The sequence below is a fragment of the Paenibacillus sp. FSL R7-0189 genome (assembly GCF_037969925.1).
Lineage (GTDB): Bacteria > Bacillota > Bacilli > Paenibacillales > Paenibacillaceae > Paenibacillus_AQ > Paenibacillus_AQ odorifer.
Genome location: NZ_CP150223.1, coordinates 4,514,312 through 4,534,980, shown reverse-complemented (window position 1 = coordinate 4,534,980; position 20,669 = coordinate 4,514,312). Strand labels below are relative to the sequence as shown.

22 protein-coding genes and 1 other annotated feature are annotated in these 20,669 nt (G+C 45.4%); of the genes, 4 read left to right on the top strand and 18 right to left on the bottom strand.

The genetic code is table 11. From position 1 onward, the window contains the following. Positions 1-4 precede the first annotated feature (4 nt). From spoIIIAC to MKY63_RS19620, 4 genes are all read right to left on the bottom strand, one after another. Positions 5-208 carry a stage III sporulation protein AC gene (spoIIIAC, locus tag MKY63_RS19635; RefSeq protein WP_036682849.1) on the bottom strand — a complete coding sequence of 68 codons (204 nt, stop codon included), beginning with the start codon at positions 206-208 and terminating at the stop codon, positions 5-7. A 13-nt stretch (positions 209-221) separates the two neighbouring features. Continuing rightward, positions 222-740, bottom strand: a complete 519-nt coding sequence (gene spoIIIAB, locus MKY63_RS19630; protein ID WP_036682851.1) for a stage III sporulation protein SpoIIIAB — start codon at positions 738-740, stop codon at positions 222-224. Beyond that, positions 733-1,734 (bottom strand): stage III sporulation protein AA, encoded by a 1,002-nt coding sequence (spoIIIAA, locus tag MKY63_RS19625; RefSeq protein ID WP_038572536.1) that lies wholly within the window; start codon positions 1,732-1,734, stop codon positions 733-735. The genes spoIIIAB and spoIIIAA overlap by 8 nt, the downstream gene beginning before the upstream one ends. A gap of 82 nt (positions 1,735-1,816) precedes the next feature. After that, positions 1,817-2,059: a YqhV family protein gene (locus MKY63_RS19620; RefSeq protein WP_036683194.1), complete on the bottom strand. Its 243-nt coding sequence runs from the start codon at positions 2,057-2,059 to the stop codon at positions 1,817-1,819. 322 nt (positions 2,060-2,381) lie between these two features. On the opposite strand from MKY63_RS19620, the gene MKY63_RS19615 reads away from it, so the two are divergent. Then, complete coding sequence (locus tag MKY63_RS19615; protein ID WP_081382367.1) at positions 2,382-3,248, top strand: YitT family protein; 867 nt, start codon at positions 2,382-2,384, stop codon at positions 3,246-3,248. Between the two features lie 135 nt (positions 3,249-3,383). Here MKY63_RS19615 and MKY63_RS19610 read toward each other — a convergent pair whose 3' ends face one another. From MKY63_RS19610 to MKY63_RS19590, 5 genes are all read right to left on the bottom strand, one after another. Beyond that, positions 3,384-4,637 carry an aspartate kinase gene (locus tag MKY63_RS19610; RefSeq protein WP_036682855.1) on the bottom strand — a complete coding sequence of 418 codons (1,254 nt, stop codon included), beginning with the start codon at positions 4,635-4,637 and terminating at the stop codon, positions 3,384-3,386. Between the two features lie 193 nt (positions 4,638-4,830). Further along, positions 4,831-5,379 carry a dihydrofolate reductase family protein gene (locus MKY63_RS19605; RefSeq protein ID WP_036682857.1) on the bottom strand — a complete coding sequence of 183 codons (549 nt, stop codon included), beginning with the start codon at positions 5,377-5,379 and terminating at the stop codon, positions 4,831-4,833. A gap of 147 nt (positions 5,380-5,526) precedes the next feature. Further along, positions 5,527-6,084, bottom strand: coding sequence for an elongation factor P (efp, locus tag MKY63_RS19600; protein ID WP_038572538.1), 558 nt, complete (start codon positions 6,082-6,084; stop codon positions 5,527-5,529). A gap of 47 nt (positions 6,085-6,131) precedes the next feature. Further along, entirely contained in the window at positions 6,132-7,202 is a 1,071-nt protein-coding gene (locus MKY63_RS19595; RefSeq protein WP_036682862.1) for a Xaa-Pro peptidase family protein, read from the bottom strand. 74 nt (positions 7,203-7,276) lie between these two features. Next, the gene (locus tag MKY63_RS19590; protein WP_036682865.1) at positions 7,277-7,768 is read right to left on the bottom strand and encodes a YqhR family membrane protein; all 492 of its coding nucleotides are present in this window, start codon (positions 7,766-7,768) and stop codon (positions 7,277-7,279) included. Positions 7,769-7,924: 156 nt separating this feature from the next. On the opposite strand from MKY63_RS19590, the gene MKY63_RS19585 reads away from it, so the two are divergent. Both MKY63_RS19585 and MKY63_RS19580 read left to right on the top strand, forming a co-directional pair. Then, the gene (locus MKY63_RS19585; RefSeq protein ID WP_036682868.1) at positions 7,925-8,923 is read left to right on the top strand and encodes a DUF1385 domain-containing protein; all 999 of its coding nucleotides are present in this window, start codon (positions 7,925-7,927) and stop codon (positions 8,921-8,923) included. 7 nt (positions 8,924-8,930) lie between these two features. Beyond that, a complete protein-coding gene (locus MKY63_RS19580; protein WP_036682871.1) occupies positions 8,931-9,269 on the top strand; it encodes a hypothetical protein in 339 nt (112 codons plus the stop codon). A gap of 87 nt (positions 9,270-9,356) precedes the next feature. Here MKY63_RS19580 and MKY63_RS19575 read toward each other — a convergent pair whose 3' ends face one another. From MKY63_RS19575 to mntR, 3 genes are all read right to left on the bottom strand, one after another. Beyond that, on the bottom strand, positions 9,357-10,286 hold the full coding sequence (locus tag MKY63_RS19575) for a patatin-like phospholipase family protein (protein WP_036682875.1): 930 nt from the start codon (positions 10,284-10,286) through the stop codon (positions 9,357-9,359). An 88-nt stretch (positions 10,287-10,374) separates the two neighbouring features. Continuing rightward, positions 10,375-12,063 carry a family 10 glycosylhydrolase gene (locus MKY63_RS19570; RefSeq protein ID WP_036682877.1) on the bottom strand — a complete coding sequence of 563 codons (1,689 nt, stop codon included), beginning with the start codon at positions 12,061-12,063 and terminating at the stop codon, positions 10,375-10,377. A gap of 262 nt (positions 12,064-12,325) precedes the next feature. Next, the gene (gene mntR, locus MKY63_RS19565) at positions 12,326-12,751 is read right to left on the bottom strand and encodes a transcriptional regulator MntR (protein ID WP_036682880.1); all 426 of its coding nucleotides are present in this window, start codon (positions 12,749-12,751) and stop codon (positions 12,326-12,328) included. Positions 12,752-12,944: 193 nt separating this feature from the next. Here mntR and splB point away from each other — a divergent pair, with 193 nt between their 5' ends. Further along, positions 12,945-14,021 carry a spore photoproduct lyase gene (splB, locus tag MKY63_RS19560; protein WP_076184169.1) on the top strand — a complete coding sequence of 359 codons (1,077 nt, stop codon included), beginning with the start codon at positions 12,945-12,947 and terminating at the stop codon, positions 14,019-14,021. A 20-nt stretch (positions 14,022-14,041) separates the two neighbouring features. Here the strand turns inward: splB and MKY63_RS19555 are convergent, their stop codons facing one another. From MKY63_RS19555 to yidD, 6 genes are all read right to left on the bottom strand, one after another. Continuing rightward, positions 14,042-14,755: a cytochrome c biogenesis protein CcdA gene (locus MKY63_RS19555; protein ID WP_036682883.1), complete on the bottom strand. Its 714-nt coding sequence runs from the start codon at positions 14,753-14,755 to the stop codon at positions 14,042-14,044. A gap of 191 nt (positions 14,756-14,946) precedes the next feature. Beyond that, complete coding sequence (locus tag MKY63_RS19550) at positions 14,947-15,750, bottom strand: metal ABC transporter permease (protein ID WP_036682884.1); 804 nt, start codon at positions 15,748-15,750, stop codon at positions 14,947-14,949. Between the two features lie 310 nt (positions 15,751-16,060). Further along, a complete protein-coding gene (locus MKY63_RS19545) occupies positions 16,061-16,810 on the bottom strand; it encodes a metal ABC transporter ATP-binding protein (RefSeq protein ID WP_036682888.1) in 750 nt (249 codons plus the stop codon). A 34-nt stretch (positions 16,811-16,844) separates the two neighbouring features. After that, the gene (locus MKY63_RS19540) at positions 16,845-17,843 is read right to left on the bottom strand and encodes a zinc ABC transporter substrate-binding protein (RefSeq protein WP_076274222.1); all 999 of its coding nucleotides are present in this window, start codon (positions 17,841-17,843) and stop codon (positions 16,845-16,847) included. 199 nt (positions 17,844-18,042) lie between these two features. Next, positions 18,043-20,055: a methionine--tRNA ligase gene (gene metG / locus MKY63_RS19535; protein WP_076274223.1), complete on the bottom strand. Its 2,013-nt coding sequence runs from the start codon at positions 20,053-20,055 to the stop codon at positions 18,043-18,045. A 47-nt stretch (positions 20,056-20,102) separates the two neighbouring features. Then, positions 20,103-20,363: a binding site (T-box leader), on the bottom strand. 40 nt (positions 20,364-20,403) lie between these two features. Continuing rightward, on the bottom strand, positions 20,404-20,667 hold the full coding sequence (yidD, locus tag MKY63_RS19530; protein ID WP_036682893.1) for a membrane protein insertion efficiency factor YidD: 264 nt from the start codon (positions 20,665-20,667) through the stop codon (positions 20,404-20,406). Positions 20,668-20,669 lie beyond the last annotated feature (2 nt).

Below are 20,669 nucleotides of genomic sequence, written 5' to 3'. Positions count from 1 at the left end.
ACGCCTATTGAAAAAGAAAGATCGTTTTTATTTCCTGCAGCAACCCGTCCAGCATACGAATCACCATGAACAGCACGACTACGAACCCGATCACGGTGACCCAATGTGCGAAATCCTCTTTTCCCATCTGTTTGAGCACCGTGTGTATCATGGCGATAATTATGCCAATGCCGGCAATTTGAAAAATCGCATTGACTTCAATATTCATTCCTGGCACCTCGCTAAAAGATCAAAATGACGATCAGTACTCCAAGCAGCAGACCCAGGCTTTTACTTAACTTTTCATATTTGCCTTGATCCTCTCTGGCCACCGACTCCTCCTGCTTCAATTGCTGCAATGCTAACGCGATATGAGTGCTCTGATTCGACCTATCGCTTGTGCCGAGAGTACAGCTGAGCTGGCGAAGAATCTCTTTTTCTGTCCCCTTCATAGCGGTAGACTTCCAATATGCTTCCATCGCCCGCTGGATGGCATCCTGGGCGCTTCTGTCATAGGGAGGGCTCATCTCCTCCGCTGTTTTGACAAACAACGATTTCAGCGGGTCCTTAGACTGATTCCCAATCCGCCGCATGGCTTCCGGCAGTGGGGTGAAGCCGTACATGATCTCTGTTTCCAACCGCTGTAGTGCTGCTATTAAACCTCTGATATGTCTGGGCCTGTCTGCATATTGACGAGCAAACTGGAGACCTGCAAGTGTACCAGCCACCACAATGAGCACAGCACCGAACAGCTTAAGCATGCAAATCACCACCTAGTCGATCCCCGGGAGAGATAAGCAGCATTCCTCTTTTCTGGCCATCCAGAATACGAAACGTGAGGCCTGCTTCTGAACGATGGAGTATGACATATCTCTCGAACATCTTTTGTTCCAGCAGTCCTCCAAGACCCGGCCTACGAGCCAACTCTGTTACATCTTTTCCGTGAGCGGAAGCAATGACAGATATTCCGGCATGCAGTGCCTCGGTAACCGCTTCGGCATCTTCAGGACGGCCAATCTCATCCGCGATTAATACATCTGGAGATAGCGACCGGATCATCATCATCATGCCTTCTGCCTTGGGACACCCATCAAGAACGTCTGTCCGCGGACCCACGTCAAAGGCGGGAACACCACGCCGGCTGCCAGCAATTTCAGACCGTTCGTCAACAATTCCCACCTTCAGCCCCGGTCTATTCCCTTCGCGCTTGCCCAATTCCCCTAAGGAGATTTGTCTTGCGAGATCGCGGAGTAGGGTAGTCTTGCCATGTTGTGGAGGGGAGAGAATCAAGGTGTGCATCATTCGCTGCCGCCCCTTGTCCAGTAAATAAGGCAGCACTCCATCTGCGATTCCAGGTACTTCACGAGCAATACGGACATTAAAGCCAGTGATATCACGAAGATGTTCTACACCTCCACCACTCAGTACTGTCCGACCAGCAAGTCCTATCCGATGACCGCCGGGAATCGTAATAAATCCTTTTCTCAGCTCTTCTTCCATCGTATATAGCGAATGGTTGCTGATCAGATCTAGCAGTCGATGAGTGTCTTCCCGATCAGGCTTGTAAGCTTCTTCAGGCCTCTGCGTCAAACTGCCATTCACTCTTAGAAAGTGATATTTACCAGAGTAGTTAATTTCCAGCGGACGACCTTCACGGACACGAATCTCCTCCACCATTCCTAGCAGCGGAAGGGGAAGGCACTTTAACAGTGCTCTTACTTTTTCAGGAAACAATTGCAGCCAGTCATCTGCCATACAAAGTACCCCCAAGCTGTCCTCTACTTAATTGCTTTATTCCATATTTATGCTTGTACGCGCCTAATATGCCTATCATCTATCATTTTTTCAAAATCCCGATTAAGAGAAAGGCTACACCGCAGCCCACCCAGCCTAATTTGCTCCATGACAGCTGCTGCGCCATCCCAGTCAGGCCAATAGCTGTCGTCAATATCAATATGGTCGGGCCTACCAAAGCCAGTCCAGAATTGACAGCCAGCGCCTTATCGACCTGATTTAATCTGAGCATTATCAGCGCAGCTATAATCTCTGCACTGCCCGAGAACAACCGCAGAGTCGCCATCCAGCTTACATACTTGTCCAATCTACTCCACTCCTTTTACTAATTCATTCATACCAAAAGACATCTGAGGCTTGTTTAGCTTTCTATTATTCATGGATATGCGTGGCTTTTTCACTTTAGACAATGAGAAATGACAGATTTACAGATCAGACTGTGAAAGAATTCATAGTGAGTGGGTTCATAAATAAATATAATCAGTACGATAAAATAATTTTTACGAACGCCTTCATCTGTGGTATCCTTTTTAATTGGAAATATAGTGAGTTTATATTTTCAAAAAAAGCAAACTAAAAAGACATAAGAAAAAGAGGGGATTTGTGTCATGCACGTTCGAAATTACGGGCTACCGCTCAGCATGCGGTCCGTAGTCAGACCAGTAAGAGAAGCGGCAATCATTATTTTTTCAGCTTTTTTAGTCGCCGCAGGGATGAGATTATTTCTAATTCCTCATCAACTGCTAAGCGGCGGGGTAGCGGGGGTGGCTTCAGTCATCGGGTATGTAACTAATCCGAAGTACATCTCAATCATTTATTTTGCGATAAACCTTCCTGTTCTGATCTGGGGATTTATTGCAGTGGGGAAAAAGTACATCTTACTAAGCATGCTTTCCGTTTTAGCTACCACCTGGTTCATGACAATTATTCCTGCGGTGAAAGTGACCAAAGACCCGATTTTGGCTAGTATTTTTGGCGGCGTAATTATTGCTGGCGGGGTTGGATTTTCTCTCCGTGCCGGGGGCTCATCTGGAGGATTTGATATATTAGGCTCGATTATTACACGTAAGCGGGATATTCCTATTGGGAATGTACTCTTCGTAATGGATGGGATCGTTATTCTGAGTTTAGGCTTCTTTAAAAGCTGGGACTCAGCCTTATACGCTATGCTCTGTATTTTTGTGAAAAGCAGAGTGGTTGATATGATTCATATTCGTCATGTCAAGCTAACCTGCTTCATTGTTACCAAGGAACGGGATAAAATGCTGAATCGTCTTAGAGAGCTGCCTCATGGCATCACAGTAGTCAACGCAGAGGGCGGTTACAGTCACGAGGGCAATACAATGCTGATGACCGTAACGACCCGCTATGAGCTGTCAGAGCTGCGTAAGACTATCCTTGAGACGGATCCAAGCTCTTTCGTCAATGTACTTGAGACTGTTGAAATTCTAGGCCGATTTAGACGTTTAGGATAAATACCCATATAGATGTAAAAAGGAACGCTGCATTCAAACCTGCAGCGTTCCTTTTCATTTATAGCTGATGCCCAAAAAGGAGACCCCGTAGCTAAATAGCTGTAGGGTCTCCCATTTTTATTTATTGAACGGCTCTTAACGACGATCCTTAGGACCACCAACAAAGGCCTGCTCAGTTGTATCCAGATTATAAGCGGTGTGAAGCGCCTGAATGATCGATGGCAAATTGCCGGATTCGATTACACAAGAAACCTTAATCTCTGACGTGCTGACCATCTTAATGCTTACGCCCTCTTGGGAGAGTACATCAAACATTTGAGCTGCAACACCAGGATGGCTAACCATACCCGCGCCAACAATAGAAACCTTCACGAGGTTATCCTCGGACGTTACTTCACGGTAAGGTAAAGTTTTATGGATTTCTTTAATTACTTCCTTCGCACGATCCAGTTCATCAAGTGAAACTGTAAATGAGAAGTCAGCCTGCTCATTCTGCACACCACTTTGTACAATGATATCTACGTTTACGCCTTCTTCAGCCAGCTTGCCGAAGACTTGAGCGAGTACACCCGGTACATCAGGTACTCCTAGAATACTGACACGCGCTACATTCTTATCATAAGCAATCCCACTAACTACGACACCTTGCTCCATGCTTGCTTCCTCCTTCACAACAGTACCTTCATTATGATTAAAGCTCGATCTAACGACCAGCTTAACTTGATGACGCTTAGCATACTCCACTGCACGCGGATGTAGTACGGCCGCTCCCAGATTGGCAAGCTCTAGCATCTCATCGTAAGAGATTTCGTTCAGCTTGCGGGCTGTTTTCACAATGCGTGGATCTGTAGAATAAATACCATCAACGTCGGTATAAATCTCACATACATCTGCTTGAATAGCAGCAGCAAGGGCTACAGCTGTCGTGTCCGATCCTCCGCGGCCCAGGGTAGTGATCTCACCATCCAAAGTCATCCCTTGGAAACCGGCAACGATAACGATCTGTTCGCGTTCCAAAGACGCTACTACACGGTGTGGATCAATATCATTGATACGAGCTCTACCGTGAGTTTCGTCTGTACGGAACCCGGCCTGCCATCCTGTATAAGATACTGCATTCCGCCCGATCCCATGAAGAGCTATGGACAAAAGAGCAACGGAAATCTGCTCTCCTGTTGTCATCAGCATATCCATTTCACGTGCAGGCGGCTGCCCGTTTAATTGCTTCGCCGTATCGATCAAATCATCTGTTGTATCCCCCATAGCAGATACAACTACAACGCAGCGATGTCCCTCATCCTGCTTGTCTGCGATGCGCTTGGCAACACGTTGCATGCGTTCTGTGTCGCCGACGGAGCTGCCTCCGAATTTCATAACATAAAGTGACAAAGTCCCACTCACTCCCCATATCGGTCTATGTAGTTGCTTCTAATCGGTTTCCCGCTTTAAACCAGTATAATACGAAAATAGCGTAATGCGTTAATGATTTCATTAAAAAATTATTGATTTTCCAGAAGCTAACAAAAAGATAAGGTCAGCTTCAAGACACTAGCTGACCTCATTTCACCCGTCTTCCAGTTTTTTATTGAGAAGCAGGTCGATAAGTCAGGGCCATCACTCCAGAGCTGAATCTTTTGGAGTCCACTAGCTCCAACGTCTTCTCTTCACCAACGTTATCGAACAGGCGCTGACCACTACCCAGCAGAATCGGGAAGACCAGAAGCTGATATTCATCGACAAGGCCAAGCTGCATGAGGCTCTGCGCAAGCGTACGACTGCCAAAAACGAGAATATCTCTCCCCGGCTGCTCCTTCAGCTTGGACACCTCCTGAACAAGATCGCCCTTGATCAAGCTTGAATTGCTCCATGTTGTTTCTTCGAGAGTTGTGGAGACTACGTACTTAGCGTATCCATTCATCATTTCACCGTACTCACCCGTCTGCTCAACCATATTTGGCCAAGCCTCTGCAAAACCTTCGTAGGTTGTCCGTCCTAACATTAGAGCGTCAGCAGCTTTCAGTTCAGCAAATTTGAAATGCTCCTGTTCTTCACTTCCGAATGAGAAGGTCCATTGTGGATTTTCCATAACACCATCAAGGGATATGAACTGAGATATAATTAATTTTCTCATATGCGCCTCCTTCTAATCCTTTAATTCGTAAGTATAATATCCCACACCTATACTGTTCCTCATGCATCCTCGTTTATATACCAAAAACCCCCCACCGTAATAACGGGGGAGGCTGATTGGTTATAAGTTCAGCAAGTATGATGCTTCCTACGCGCGGGAGATATATTTACCTTCGCGAGTATCAATAAGCAGCACATCTCCTTCATTGATGAACAAAGGAACTTGTACAGAATGACCTGTTTCAAGCTTGGCCGATTTAGTAGCACCTTGAGCTGTATTTCCCTTCACACCTGGCTCAGTTTCAACAACCTTCAGCTCTACGCTGGTAGGCAGGTTGATCCCAAGGATTTCACCTTGGTAACTGATGATGTTTACAGTCATGTTCTCTTTAAGGAAGTTCAATTCCCATTCAAGCTGCTTGCTGGACAATTCGAATTGGTCATAGGTTTCGTTGTCCATGAAAGCATGCTCAGATCCGCTTGCATACAAATATTGCACGCCACGGTTCTCAATAATAGCACGGCCAATAGTTTCACCTGCACGGAAAGTACGCTCTACAGTGTTACCATTGCGCAGGTTTTTCAGCTTAGAGCGAACGAACGCTGCACCTTTACCTGGTTTAACGTGCTGGAAATCAAGAACGGTAAAAATATCACCGTCCACCTCTACGGTCAAGCCTGTCTTAAAATCGTTTACTGAAATCACTAAAAATCCCTCCTGAATTCGATAATTAAACCACTACTTTTTCTTACTTACAGTACTGTATATTCTTTGGACGAATGGGTCAGCAGCGATATTCCGCTCTCGGTGATCACAATATCGTCTTCAATACGTACTCCGCCAATCCCCGGCAAATAGATACCTGGTTCCACAGTAACCACCATTCCCGGCTGCATGATATCGTCACTCAGCTTGGACAAACGCGGCCATTCATGAACTTCCATTCCAAGTCCATGACCCGTGCTATGTCCAAATTGATCACCATATCCGTAGCTAGCGATGATATCACGTGCCAGTGCATCACATTCCCGTCCAGTCATACCCGGTTTGATATGTGCCAACGTATGTAGCTGAGCTTCCAGCACAATATCATAGATTTCTTTTAGCTTCGGATCTGGAGCTCCGAGTGCAATGGTACGAGTCACATCTGAGCAGTATCCATCGAGTAATGCGCCGAAATCAAGCGTAATAAATTCATTACCTTGAATTACACGGCTGCTTGCTACGCCATGCGGCATGGACGAACGTTCACCTGAAGCAACAATCGTATCAAACGATGACGCAGTTGCCCCGTGGGTACGCATATAGAATTCCATTTCCAAATCGACGTCTCTTTCAGTCATGCCTGGTTTGATCACATTCAGAATATGATTGAATGTAGCATCAGCCAGATCAGCTGCACGTTGCATAACAGCAAGCTCTTCAGCATCCTTGAACATACGGAGGTCTTCCACGGCTTTGGAAACTGGAACTAACACTGCCGGCTTAAGGGCTTCCGCATATGAGGTATAAGCGCTGAATGAGACATCATCCTGTTCGAAACCAACACGTACCTCACTGCCTGTTGGCAGCAACTCGCGTACTGTATCAATAAATTTAGGACCATGCTCTACAACCTTAACTCCTACCGCTTGATCCGCAGCCTGTGTCATGTACCTGAAGTCAGTTAGCAGATAACAATCATCGCTTGTCACCAATACATAACCGGACGATCCGGTAAATCCACTTAAATAGCGGCGGTTATAACCGCTGGTTATCAACATTGCTTCCAATCCTTTATCCTGCAAAACCTTACGCAGCTTGGAGACGCGCTCGTTACCCATTTTCATTCTCCTCTCGAAATAGCCACATTGTATTTTAACATAGGGATATCCCCTTGAGAAGTTTTTTCGAGCCGTTAGGCAAGTGCAGTCGCTTGCTCACGCTTTCGTTCGTCGGTATACTCAATCGCCGCTGTGTATCCAATGAACATCCCCCAAAGTAAAAAAAGGCAGAACTCACTAATCACAGTGTTCCACGGCAGCTTAAAAGGCGGCTGCATAAGAAACATTTGCGAGCCGGGAATAAATATAACTACCCACCACAAAACACCATAAACCAATCCTGGCCAAGGTCCCTTCAGCTTGCGCAGAATAAGCACATATAGCAGTGAGGCTATCACTGAAAATAAAATGAAAAACAAATAACCCACGAGATGTCCATACATTGTTGTCAGAAAAGTATGTTTAAAAAACGGCTCTGCTAAATAACCAGGACTAACCTTGGTAAAGCTGAACCAGTAGATTAACCAGTGCAGCCCTCCCCAAATCAAACCTGCGAAAAAACCTAATTCGAGCGCAAAAAACCAAATATTAGTATGATCTGATTGTTGTTGATGTGATTTGCTCATAGAATTGCCTCTCTTTCCGTATTTTTAATAACGATTTGTCTCTCCTTGTCCATATAAGGTAGTATGTGCAGCAAAAGGCGATCCAACTAGTAATGTCTTCAAAAATTAGTTACAATGTATTATATAAATCATATTAATTACGGGAAGGTGAATTGGTTGTCCCAGGAAACTCCCAGCTATGGCGGCCAAGCCGTCATTGAAGGCGTCATGTTCGGCGGCAAGCATATTAATGTAACAGCCGTGCGACGAAAGAATCAGGAGATTACATTTTTGGAGGTGCCAAGAAGCGATAAGAGCTGGGTCACTAAACTGCGCAAGATTCCGCTGCTTCGCGGCCTTGTCAGTATTATAGATGCCAGCGCCAAAGGCTCTAAGCACTTGAACTATTCGGCTGAATCCTATGCCGAAGATGAATTGGAACCCGAAGAACTGGCGAAAGAGAAAGCTAAGCCGAAGAAAAAGGACGAAGGCTGGAGCCTCGGAATGATTTTTGGCGTTGCTGTAATGGGTATTCTCTCCTTCTTATTCGGAAAGCTCATTTTTACGCTTGTACCAGTATTTGTCGAAGATTTTTTATTCAAGAATGCATTTGATAACTATGTACTGCACAACCTCATAGAAGGCGGCATTAAAATGGTTCTCTTGCTGGTCTATTTATGGGCGATTTCGCAAACACCTGTGATCAAGCGGCTATTCCAGTATCACGGTGCGGAACACAAAGTCATCAGCGCCTTTGAAGCAGGCGAAGAGCTGACTGTCCAGAACGTTCAGAAATACAGCCGTCTGCATTACCGCTGCGGAAGCAGTTTTATGATGCTGACGATTATCCTCGGCGTTATTATTTACTCCGTAGTACCATGGGATAATCTTTGGGAACGTGTGATCCAACGGATTATTCTGTTGCCTGTCGTAATCGGTGTTTCGTTTGAGGTTCTGAAGGGTACCAACGCAGTAAGAGAAATTCCAGGTCTCAAATACTTGGGATACCCTGGACTATGGCTGCAGCTGCTCACTACCAAAGAACCAAAGGATGATCAGGTAGAAGTATCCATCGCCTCTTTCAATCGTATGCGTGAGCTTGATGCAGAGATTGAAGCCAGAGGATATACGGAGGCAAGTGTGTCAGGCGGCATATTGGATCCTGCGAAAGGATGAGTGTCCTATGATCAGGCATGCTTTAATTTTTTGGATTTCAGTAATTCTTGCAATATTCGGTTTTGTGATTGGAGTCTTGACTGAGCCTTTCTACACGCTGTCGAAGCTGATTCTCCCCTTAGTATTGTTAGCGATTATCTATTATGCTTACAAAATGGGACCAGGGAAATACGCTCGCAGCAGTAATGGATCTAGAATCAAAGTCAAACCTTCGCAGAAAACCATGACCAAGGTAGCTGGGATTCGCAAAACACAAGCAGCACCAGGCAAACGCAAAAGTTATCCCTTCCAAGTCATCGAAGGAAATAAAGGGAAAAACGATGATCAGCTTCCGAAGTACCATTAACTAAATTATGACAAACACCAAAAAGCATCCCCACGTTTCAAAATAACGTGCGGGATGCTTTTTTTCTGATATTATGAAGCTTGCTTGTTATCGGGGGCGCCATTCCTTAAAGAAGTCTTCCCCTGCTTTCAGTCCGGCGGCATACAATTCGTCGCTTTGCATCTTCGTAATATTAAATTGGGTCGTGCCGATACCAAGCGTTGGGATGGTTACTGTGCGGACATATTTATCATTTTCAATATATTTCTCATCATGAGCAGACAGCATGGTACTGACCATAGCTTGCAGCATACTGAATGGTCCCCTAATCCTGTGGGGCTGCGGGTCGGTTTTACCTACTGTTTGATACCCTACGGTAGGGATTCTTTTCCCCGGCACTTTACTATTCTCATTCATCCCGTCAAATAGCCATAAAGGAAAATTGCTTAATAATCCTCCGTCCACAACGTATACAAATTGCTCAATAAAAGACTTCCCTCTAGCGGACTGTCCATTTAACCTGAGCATCACTGGATCAAAAAAATAAGGAATACTGCAGCTCATACGGACAGCCTTAGCCACCTCAAAATGTTCAGGAGAGATTCCATACTGTTCCAACCCATCTGGTAAGACCAATATCCGGCCATTGGTAATGTCAGAAGCAATTATAGATAGTTTGCCTGGAGGCAGATCACGAAAAGTGATAATTCCCTTTTTAAGCAAAAGCGATCTCATCCACGATTCCAAGGCTTCACCCGAATACAATCCCTTCTTCAATAACACTCGCAGTGCAGGACCTACCCAAGCCGTATTATAAATGGGAGCTCGCTTCATAAACGATGAAAAAGAAGTTCCTTGGATAATCCGACTCATTTCCTCACCTTCATAACCCGCAGCCAGTAAAGTCGCTACAATCGCGCCTGAGGAGGTTCCAGCGACCTTTTTAAAGGTTCGCCCCGCCCTTTCTGTGGCTTCAACTGCTCCAGCGAGAGAAATCCCTTTTACTCCCCCTCCTTCAAACACAGCGTTAATCTCCATACACGAAAATCCCCCGTTTCCCATAGATTCTATTGCTTATCTATGAGCACGGGGGAGCATTCATGACTCCTTATCTAGAACAGTTATCTTATTTGGACTGAAAATAAAAGGTCAGCAAATTTGATAATCCAAACGGATTGCGGACTACAATGTCATTTGCTCTGAACATAATACTGCCTGCAACCTCTTTATATTTCTCATTATATTTAAGCTGGTTGATGATTTGGTCGCCACTTTGCCATTCTGCTTTCTGGTCACTTGCTCCAACCTTATAAGCGGCTTGCCCAATATAGAGCTTAACATTCGTATTCTCTACCTCTTTAACCCACCAATCTACTAGCTTATCGTAGCGGGCAGTGCTAAAGGACAGACTCCAATAAATTTGCGGTGCGACATAGTCAATCCAGCCTTGCTTGATCCATGTCCGAACATCGGCGTACATATCGTCATAAGCGGTAACTCCAGCTGTGGTATCCGAACCTGTGCTGTCTTTTTTGATATTACGCCATACACCAAACGGACTAATTCCATAAGAAACCTTCGGTTTCACCTTATGAATCTGTTCTCCCAATTGACGGACGAATTCATTGATATTATCGCGGCGCCAATCCGCCTTAGAGGACAGGTTCTTCGTGTTATAAGTCTTATAAGCAGTATCATCGGCAAAAGATACACCTGAAGGATAGAAATAATCATCCAAATGGACACCATCTACATCATAGCCTTTGACGACCTCCAACACTGAATCGATAATATGCTGGCGGGCTGCTGGGATCCCTGGATTGATGTATTTTTTACCTCCTGCGTCTACAATCCATTCCGGATTTGACTTAGCCACATGATTACTTGCTAATGCGGATGTAGAAGCATCCGTTGTCGCGCGGAATGGGTTGAACCATGCATGGAACTGCATACCGCGTGAATGTGCAGCGCTGACCATATAGCTCAACGGGTCATAACCCGGATTTTTTCCTTGTGTGCCGGTCAGCACCTTAGACCAAGGAACTAGAACAGAAGGGTATAGGCTGTCTGCTGAGGTTCTAACCTGTACATAAACAGCATTAAAACCAACAGCTTTTAGCTTGTCCAGCAGATTATCAAATTCTTGTTTTTGTTTCGCTTCGTTACCTGCAGAAGCTACTGAAGGCCAGTCCAGATTAAATACTGTAGAGATCCAGGCTCCCTTCATCTCCTTGTTAGCCGACGCACCAGGGATACTTGGAACTGTTGGCGAGGTCGGTTTTGGAGTCGCTGTAGGGGCTGGGGTCGGCGTTGGCGTAACGACTGGAGTCGCTGTAGGTACTGCTGGCGTTTCCGGATCAGCAGCCTGCGGCGGCTCTGTATTAGAGTACAAAGAAATATGTTTGGTAGCCTGATCCCAGATAACCTGTAACCCCAATTGCTCACTTACAAAACGAAGCGGCACCATAACCCGTCCCTGCTTAATCTGTACTGAGGTGTCGAGGGCTACAGAAGCATTATTAACTAATGCACTTTTCTGGCCACTGGTCAGCTTGATCTCTGTATCTCCTTGCGTGATTGTAACTGTCTTACTGCTTTGATTCCAAACTACTCCAGCACTCAACCCTTTACTAATGACGCTAATTGGCACCATCGTTACATTCGAAGCTGTGATATACGGCGGCACATCGCTTGCCAGCGCCTCGCCATCCAGTTCAATGGTAATCTGCACAGCTGCCGCACGTGCCCCAGGAGACCATAAAGGCAGAAACAATACTAATACTAGCAATCCCAACATCCATTTACGATAATTCATAATTCCTCCCCAAATCTAAATAATATGTATCCTATAAAAAAAGAAAAAACGGATCAATCCTCCAAGTTGATGTACCGATTCCACCCTTCAAAAGAGCGGTATCAGTCTCAGCCAGAAAAAGGACTTATCCGTTTTGACGCTAAAAACTGGGAAAGGTTGCACTAAACAAAATAGAAACGGCTATACCATCAAGTAGTTTATGCTCACCAAAGCCTTGCTGGGCATAACTTTAAGGACGGTATCCGTTTCGGGAAAAAACATTTCAAGAATCGCTTGCCAGTTCATTGTGAATAGCATATAAAGTCTGCAGACGTTCTTCATCGCGGCGGAAATATTCCACCAACGTTTCGATACGTGTAATCGAATCCCAACTCAGGTGGTGCTCGATCCCTTCAACATCATTATAGATAAATTCCTGCTGTACTCCGATCAAACCGAGGAATTCTTCCAATAGTTGATGACGATCAACAAGACGTTTCCCTACTTTTTTCCCTTTGTTGGTTAGGACAAGCCCACGATATTTCTCATAGATGAGATATTCGTCCTTATCCAGTTTTTGGATCATCTTGGTCACAGAGGAGGGGTGTACTTCCAGTCCCTCGGCAATATCCGAGACCCGCGCATAACCTTTCTCATCAATGAGCTTATATATGCGCTCCAAATAATCCTCCATGCTGGGTGTTGGCATTAAAATTTACCTCTTTTCTATAATGAACCTGGCGCCGAGCCAAACCTTGCTCTAACAATGATACATGTTTCTAACGCCCCTTGGCAAGTCCTTCAAGAGAACATGGGGAGGAGTTACCCATGATTGCCATGCTTCTAATGAGACTCAGTTAGGCATAATAAACGTACTCATCTTTCAGAAGGAGCGTGAATTCATGACTATAGTGACACCTGAGACCCCTCCCGTAAAGAGAACCAGAAAAGCTACAGCCCTTTTTGTCCCCGAGCTTGTTTTCTTCGAGCCGGATGCTTTAAATTACCCGAAAGGTGAACGAATCATGGAATGGGTGAAGGCTAACAATATTCCCTATCGCATGACTACATCGCATAACCGTATAATGAATTTCCCGGGTGACACAGAGGTCGAGCAATATAAAATTGCCAAAAGAACACTTGTAGTCGGCCTGCGCAAAACCTTAAAGTTTGACCAATCCAAACCCTCCGCAGATTATGCAATTCCGATCGCAACTGGCTGCATGGGCCACTGCCATTATTGTTATTTGCAGACTACTTTAGGGGCAAAGCCTTACATTCGTGTATATGTAAACACCGATGACATCATTGACGCCGCAAAAAAATATATCGAGGAGCGCAGCCCTGAAATCACGACTTTTGAAGCAGCCTGTACCTCAGATCCGTTAGGACTGGAGCATATTACCGGGTCTCTGTCAGAACTCATCACATTCATGGCAGCGGAGCCCCTTGGCCGCCTGCGCTTTGTGACCAAATACCAACATGTTGAACCCCTACTCGATTTGCAGCATAACGGACATACCAGAATTCGTTTTAGCGTGAATGCTGACTATGTGATCAAAAATTTCGAGCCTGCTACCTCGCGGTTTGAAGAGCGAATTGAAGCGGCTGGAAAGGTTGCCCGCGCCGGCTATCCACTGGGCTTCATCATTGCCCCAATTATTTGGTATGACGGCTGGCAGGAAGGCTACGCGGAGCTGCTGGCCAAATTAGCCAAGACCCTCCCGCCGGAAATAGGAAAAGGTCTAACCTTTGAAATGATTCAGCACCGATTCACCAAAACAGCCAAGACTGTAATTGAGAAACGTTACCCGAAATCTAAACTAGAAATGGACATGGAGAAACGTAAAAAGAAATGGGGCCGCTGGGGACAGAACAAATATGTCTATCCGGATGAACAGCAAACCGCCCTGCGAGAATTTATCACAGAGCGGATTTTCGAGCATTTTCCTGAAGCAGGTATTGATTACTTCACCTAAGCTCTAAAAATTCTTGTATTTTAAAAAATTAGCCAATCCGGCGTTATTCCTTGTAGCCACACTGTTATCCGGAACATTTGATCCGTGAACAGCAAAACACCCATAAATACCATTAGGACGCCGCCAATCTTCATCAGCAGATTCGAATACTTGAGGATACGCTTCACTCCGCCAAGGAAAAAGGCTAAAAGAAAAAATGGCAAAGCAAATCCGATGCTATACGCGGTAATCAATGTAAACCAAGTGCCTGGATCGCTTGCCGACAGTGCAATAATTGCCGTCAAAATCGGTCCGATACAAGGTGACCAACCAGCAGAAAAACCAATCCCGAAAATAAAGGAGCCCACATAACCCGCCGGTTTCCATTTTAAATCAAGCTTCCGTTCGCGAAGTAGAAACTGGGGCTGAAAAATCCCAAGCAAAAATAAACCCATTACAATAATTAGAATCGCCGACAATTGCCGGATCAGATCACGCTGGCCATTAAAGAATTGCCCGAATAACCCAGCCCCAAAACCAAGTGTGTAAAAAACAGCAGAAAAACCTAATATAAATGCCAATGTATGAGTCAGGGTGCGTATACGAACCTCTTTAGAGTTGCTGCCTGATTTTAATTGTTGAACGGATAACCCGGTAATATACGATAAATAAGAGGGGTACAGCGGTAAGCAGCATGGCGATATAAACGATGCCACCCCTGCAGCTAAAGCAATTCCTGCATTGATATTAGACAAAATAGCGGCTCTCCTTCCGGCATTCGAGTCACTTCATGGAGCTGCTTATGGCTCCTTTTTTTAATATAAGAAAGGATTAATTTCTCATTATTACTTTTCTTATATTTCACACCTAAACGCTTATCGTCCTTACAAGGACACCGAAGGCGTTTACGCTTGCCTAATGCGATACCGATTACTTAATTCGCTGTTTATGCTGGCAATCCCTTTTTACCGATCAAGGTTAATACCAATAATGATATGAGCAAAAGCACAATAGTTGCACCGGGAGCCAAATTCCACACTCCAGCTACTACTAGTCCTCCTACAACGGCAATCTCCGAAATGATAACCGCCAGGATGACCGAGGATTTAAAGCTACGAGATAGCAATAAGCTGATTGCGACCGGAATAGTCAACAAAGCAGATACTAATAGCGAGCCCACAATCTTGATCGCTGTGCTAATCACAAGTGCTGTCAGGATGGTGATCAGCATGTTAAGCAGCTTCACCGGCAGCCCACTTACACTTGCCGCATCCTCTTCAAAGCTAAGCAAAAAGAACTCTTTAAAGAACATCGATACTACTACTACAACAGCTATAGTCACAATGCCTACAACGATCAAATCAGTATTATCGAGCGTATAAATGCTGCCGAACAAATAACTCATTACGTCCGCATTATACCCTTTTCCTAAGGTGAAAAAGAGTGAAGCCAACGCCACTCCGCCCGACATTATAATGGCAATCGACAGCTCCGCATAACTCTTATAAGCCTTGCGAAGCTTTTCAATCGCGAAGGACGCTACCACTGCAAAGATAAGGCCTGCGCCCAGCGGATAAAATCCTGTTAGAAAACCGAGTGCCACCCCCGCTATAGTAACATGAGCCAGCGTATCACCAATCATGGATAATCGTCTAAGCACAAGAAAAACGCCTATAAGCGGCGCTGTTATACCAATCAGCAGTCCGCCCGCAAGCGCCCGCTGAAAAAAATCGCTAAATAGTATTTCCAACTTAAACTCTCCTTCATACAAAACTCAAACCTTTTCGATCCCTCCCAAACCCTCCCTTCCAAGGGAGGGCCCCAAGGGCTCTGCCCTCTGGACACCCGTTAAGTGCAACTAGCGTAGGAGTTAGTGTTACTGAACATAGATAGGTCGGGGAAAGATCGCTTTCGTCCCTAAAGGGACACGCTTGCAGACTGGCGGTGCCTAGATACGAGAAAGATTAAGATCAACTAGCATTGAGTCCCCGACTTCCGCACTCGCACACTATGTATAGCTCTAATCGCAGAGAAAGTGCGATTCAGAGTTCAATTATGACTTAAGAGAGCGTGTGCTGCAGGTTCTCTTCTGTGCAATTCTGGAGATCATGTGAGTGGCGGGAGTAAAAGTTGATTTTACCATTTGTCTGCACGGGCTCATGACCTAAATAATTTTTAATCATGTCGATATCATGCGACACCATCAGGAAGGTCATATGATGATGAGCATGCATATGCGTAATTAATTCAAAGAATCCCGCTTGTGATTCGGCATCAATACCCACCGTAGGTTCGTCCAAAATCAGCAGGTCAGGATGGTTAATCAGCGCCCGAGCCAGAAAAACACGCTGCTGCTGACCGCCTGACAGCTGGCCTACTCTTTTCTCCGCAATATCTTGTATCCGCATGACTTCAAGTGCATCCTCACATTGACGATGCTGAGCCTTAGATACTCTGCGGATCAGATTCTTGTTATTATATAGACCTGACAGAACTACTTCACGCACCGTTGCTGGAAACAATGGGTTGAAGGCATTTTTTTGCGGAACATATCCGATCCGTTCCCAGTCTTTAAACTTGCGGACAGGCGTTCCGAATAATTTAATTTCACCACTGCTCGCCGGAAGCAAGCCGACGATCATTTTCATCAATGTTGTTTTACCAGCACCATTAGAACCAATGATACCAAGGAAATCTCGTTCTCTTACACTATAGTTAAGATTCGATATCACCTTCTGTTCCCCATATGAAAAAGAAAGATCCTGTATATCGATGATATGCTGATGGCAGTCCAAGGATACCGATTGCATGCTTAAGTACCGCCTTTCCCTTATACTTTCCTTATTATTGTAAGGCCATAATCAGATTTTGCAAATTTTTCTCCATCAGAGTGAAGTAATTATCTCCGTTCTTCTCTTGCTCCGCAGTAAGTCCCTCTACCGGATTAAGCACCATAGTGGAAACGCCCGCTTCGGCTGCAAGTGTCTTAGCCAGTTTATCGGAGACAAGCTCTTCAAAAAAGATATACTTAATACCTTCATCTTTTACCATTTTCGCAAGCTTCACTAAATCCTGTCCGCGCGGCTCGGCGTCCGGCGAAAGTCCCATAATCGCATGCTGATCCAATCCATAATCACGGGCAAGGTAAGAGAAAGCCTGATGTGATACTACGATCTTATGGTTGGGCAGCTTAGCAAGCTCCTCTTTGAATTTACTATCTAATGCCTGCAGACGTTCAGCAAGCTTATTGTAACGCTCTTCATAACCTTCTTTATGCTCAGGATCCACGGACTGAAGGCTTTCTTTAATATTCTGAGCCATAGTAATGGCTGATTTTGGACTTACCCAAGTATGCGGGTCCGTATGCAGGCTGTCTCCTGAGGCATTACTGTTATGATCCGTATCCTCATTTTGATGAGACTCTTCCTCACTTGCCCCATGATCATGCCCGTCATCTTCATCGGTCATGATATAATCAATACCTTGGCTTACTTCAACCGCCTTAACTTTACTGCTGCTATCAAGGCCTTTTAAAAAGTTAGGGACCCAGCCTTCTAAGCCTGCACCGTTATATAGAAATAGCTGTGCCTTAGAAGTGTTGATAATGTCTTGACTGCGCGGTGTCCAATCATGTGGCTCCACACCCACTGGAAGCAGGTTAATAGCATTGATATCTTCCCCGCCAATCTCCTTAGCAAACTCGTAAATAGGATAAAAGGTTGTAACTACATTTACTTTCCCTTCAACTATACTTCCACTGCTCTTAGGTCCGCATGCACTTAGTGTAAATACCAGTACCAGTGCAAGGACGAGCAAACTTATACGCGATTTCATTGCTGCCATTATATTGATCTACCCCTCAAATCGTAAATTTTACTATTAGTAGTATAATAGTAATCGTTACGATAAGTCAACAAAGTATCCAAAAAGAAACGGCAATATCGCCTTTAATAAAAAAGGAATGTTCCCTCAGCCAACCCGGCTGAAGAAGCATTCCCTTGATCAAACAACCTCATTAAAAAATTTCTGCAACAGTATTGTCTTATTTCACTACTGCTCCGTTTGGCATGCTGTCCGGCACGGTAGCGATCGTTAGCTGGTCACCTTTAGAAGCCGCCAAAATCATCCCTTGGGACAACTCCCCACGTAGCTTCACTGGCTTAAGGTTTACGATACAGATCACTTTACGTCCTACCAGCTCTTCCGGTGTATAGAATTTCGCGATACCAGAAACCACTTGCCGTTGCTCATAACCCAGATCCAGTTGCAGCTTCAGCAGCTTGTCAGCTTTTTTCACTGGCTCTGCAGCAATAACTTGAGCAACACGCAGCTCTGCTTTAGCGAAATCGTCAATGCCGATTTCCTCTTTATGCTCTTCCACTGGCTCGGAGTCCGCAGCAGCAGGAGCAGCCGCTTCCGCCACTTCAGCCGCAGCTTTGCCAGCGCCCATAGCCTCGGCAATATAAGCTACCTCTTGCTCCACATCCAGACGCGGGAAGATTGGATTGCCTTTCACCAGCTTTGTTCCCGCCGGAATCAGGCCAAAAGTCTTACCGCTATCCCAAGTCGTTAACTCACCAGGCTCAATACCCAGCTGTTCCCAGATCTTCGCTGGTGTTTGTGTCAAGAACGGCTGCAGCAGGATTGAAGCAGTACGCAGACCTTCCACAAGATGTCTCATCACAGAAGCCAACTCGGCAGTTCTATTTTCATCTTTGGCAAGTACCCAAGGTTGGGTCTCATCGATATATTTGTTGGTGCGGCTAATGAATGTTCCGATAGCTGTCAGCGCCACGGAGAACTCCATTTTTTCCATAGCTTCTTCTACTTTGGCATAAGTATTCTCAGCTGCAGCTTGAAGCTCACCATCAAATGCTGTTACATTCCCGTCATATGCCGGAATCTCGCCTGCAAAATACTTTTCAACCATAGCCCCTGTACGGTTCAACAGGTTACCAAGGTCGTTGGCAAGGTCATAGTTAACCCGGTCTATAAAGCTTTCCGGTGTGAACGTGCCATCAGAACCAAACGGTACTTCGCGCAGCAGGTAATATCGTAATGCATCCAAGCCATAACGATCAATCAGTGTCACAGGATCAACTACGTTACCTTTAGATTTCGACATTTTTCCATCTTTCATGAGCAACCAGCCATGGGCAAATACCTTTTTCGGAAGGGGTTCACCAAGCGCCATCAGAATGATCGGCCAGTAAATTGTATGGAAACGAACAATTTCTTTACCAACGATGTGTACATCCGCGGGCCAGAACTTGTCATACAAGGTGCGATCCTCGGAACCATAACCCAGAGCAGTAATATAGTTAGTCAAAGCATCAATCCACACGTACACGACATGCTTCTCGTCGCCCTTAACTTTTACACCCCAATCAAAGGTTGTGCGGGAAACTGCCAGGTCTTCCAGTCCGGGCTTGATGAAATTGTTAATCATTTCGTTCTTACGGGATTCCGGCAAAATAAACTCTGGATTCTCCTCGTAAAATTGCAGTAACCGATCCGCATATTTACTCATCCGGAAGAAATAACTTGCTTCCTTCACCAGCTCAACCGGGTGGCCGCTGTCTGGGCTTTTTGCACCAGTAATCACACCGTTATCATCACGCACAATATCAACTAATTGCGTTTCTGTGTAAAAGGTTTCATCTGGGATACTATACCAGCCCTCATATTCACCTTTATAGATATCTCCTTGCTGCAGCAACCGATCAAAAATATCCTGTACCACTTTTTTATGACGCTCTTCCGTAGTACGGATGAAGTCATCGTTCGAAATGTCCAGCTTGCGCCATAGCTCCTTAATACCAACAACAATGTCGTCTACGAACTGCTGAGGGGTCTTTCCTGCTTCCTCTGCCTTCCGCTCAATCTTTTGTCCATGTTCGTCTGTACCGGTTAGATAACGCACTTCGTAGCCGCGCAGACGTTTGTAACGGGCCATTGCGTCTCCTGCCACGGTTGAATAAGCATGTCCGATATGTAGCTTGTCACTCGGATAATAAATTGGTGTCGTTAGGTAAAACGTTTTTTTCTCACTCATTCGGTAATCATCCTTTCTTATTAAAAAACAAAAAACTCCCGTCCCCATAATGGGGCGAGAGTATAACTCACGCGATACCACCCAAATTTCCTGTCTCTTCACAGAGCACAGGCTTCGCCAGTTCCCTCGCGGGAACTGTCCATTAACGCTGGATCACGCTGTTATCTTACGTGAACCTCAATTGCAGTCCCCGCTCGAACACAGTTCCTCCCGGACCATATTCAATCTAACGCTCCATACCGGCTTTCAGCACATTCCGGCTCTCTGTAATGGACGTAACGATTTACTTATCCGTTCTTCGGAATTCATACTATTACTTGTGAATATACCCAAAGGTAAGGCACCATGTCAAGTCGCAGGGGCAGAATCCTTCTCAGCAGATTCATCTTGAAGCGGCGGCACAGGATCAAGTCCTCCAGGATGAAAGGGATGACATCTGGCAATCCGCTTAGCTGCAAGCCATGAGCCTTTCAGTGGACCATGGACTTCAATGGCTTCCAAGGCATAGGCAGAGCAGGTTGGATAGAAGCGACAGGTTGCTGGTTTAATAGGGGAAATGTACCTGCGGTACACCCGAATAGGCGCCTGAATCGTTCTGCGTAGGGTCACCATTT

Excerpts from the sequence above, each read along its gene's own strand:
- MKY63_RS19570 (WP_036682877.1), bottom strand. The coding sequence starts at position 12,063 with ATGAATTATCGTAAATGGATGTTGGGATTGCTAGTATTAGTATTGTTT.
- yidD (WP_036682893.1), bottom strand. The coding sequence starts at position 20,667 with ATGGTGACCCTACGCAGAACGATTCAGGCGCCTATTCGGGTGTACCGC.
- MKY63_RS19615 (WP_081382367.1), top strand. The coding sequence starts at position 2,382 with ATGCACGTTCGAAATTACGGGCTACCGCTCAGCATGCGGTCCGTAGTC.
- MKY63_RS19590 (WP_036682865.1), bottom strand. The coding sequence starts at position 7,768 with ATGAGCAAATCACATCAACAACAATCAGATCATACTAATATTTGGTTT.
- splB (WP_076184169.1), top strand. The coding sequence starts at position 12,945 with ATGACTATAGTGACACCTGAGACCCCTCCCGTAAAGAGAACCAGAAAA.
- MKY63_RS19540 (WP_076274222.1), bottom strand. The coding sequence starts at position 17,843 with ATGGCAGCAATGAAATCGCGTATAAGTTTGCTCGTCCTTGCACTGGTA.
- metG (WP_076274223.1), bottom strand. The coding sequence starts at position 20,055 with ATGAGTGAGAAAAAAACGTTTTACCTAACGACACCAATTTATTATCCG.
- spoIIIAB (WP_036682851.1), bottom strand. The coding sequence starts at position 740 with ATGCTTAAGCTGTTCGGTGCTGTGCTCATTGTGGTGGCTGGTACACTT.
- MKY63_RS19605 (WP_036682857.1), bottom strand. The coding sequence starts at position 5,379 with ATGAGAAAATTAATTATATCTCAGTTCATATCCCTTGATGGTGTTATG.
- MKY63_RS19620 (WP_036683194.1), bottom strand. The coding sequence starts at position 2,059 with ATGGCGACTCTGCGGTTGTTCTCGGGCAGTGCAGAGATTATAGCTGCG.
- MKY63_RS19595 (WP_036682862.1), bottom strand. The coding sequence starts at position 7,202 with ATGGGTAACGAGCGCGTCTCCAAGCTGCGTAAGGTTTTGCAGGATAAA.
- MKY63_RS19580 (WP_036682871.1), top strand. The coding sequence starts at position 8,931 with ATGATCAGGCATGCTTTAATTTTTTGGATTTCAGTAATTCTTGCAATA.
- mntR (WP_036682880.1), bottom strand. The coding sequence starts at position 12,751 with ATGCCAACACCCAGCATGGAGGATTATTTGGAGCGCATATATAAGCTC.
- MKY63_RS19575 (WP_036682875.1), bottom strand. The coding sequence starts at position 10,286 with ATGGAGATTAACGCTGTGTTTGAAGGAGGGGGAGTAAAAGGGATTTCT.
- spoIIIAA (WP_038572536.1), bottom strand. The coding sequence starts at position 1,734 with ATGGCAGATGACTGGCTGCAATTGTTTCCTGAAAAAGTAAGAGCACTG.
- spoIIIAC (WP_036682849.1), bottom strand. The coding sequence starts at position 208 with ATGAATATTGAAGTCAATGCGATTTTTCAAATTGCCGGCATTGGCATA.
- MKY63_RS19545 (WP_036682888.1), bottom strand. The coding sequence starts at position 16,810 with ATGCAATCGGTATCCTTGGACTGCCATCAGCATATCATCGATATACAG.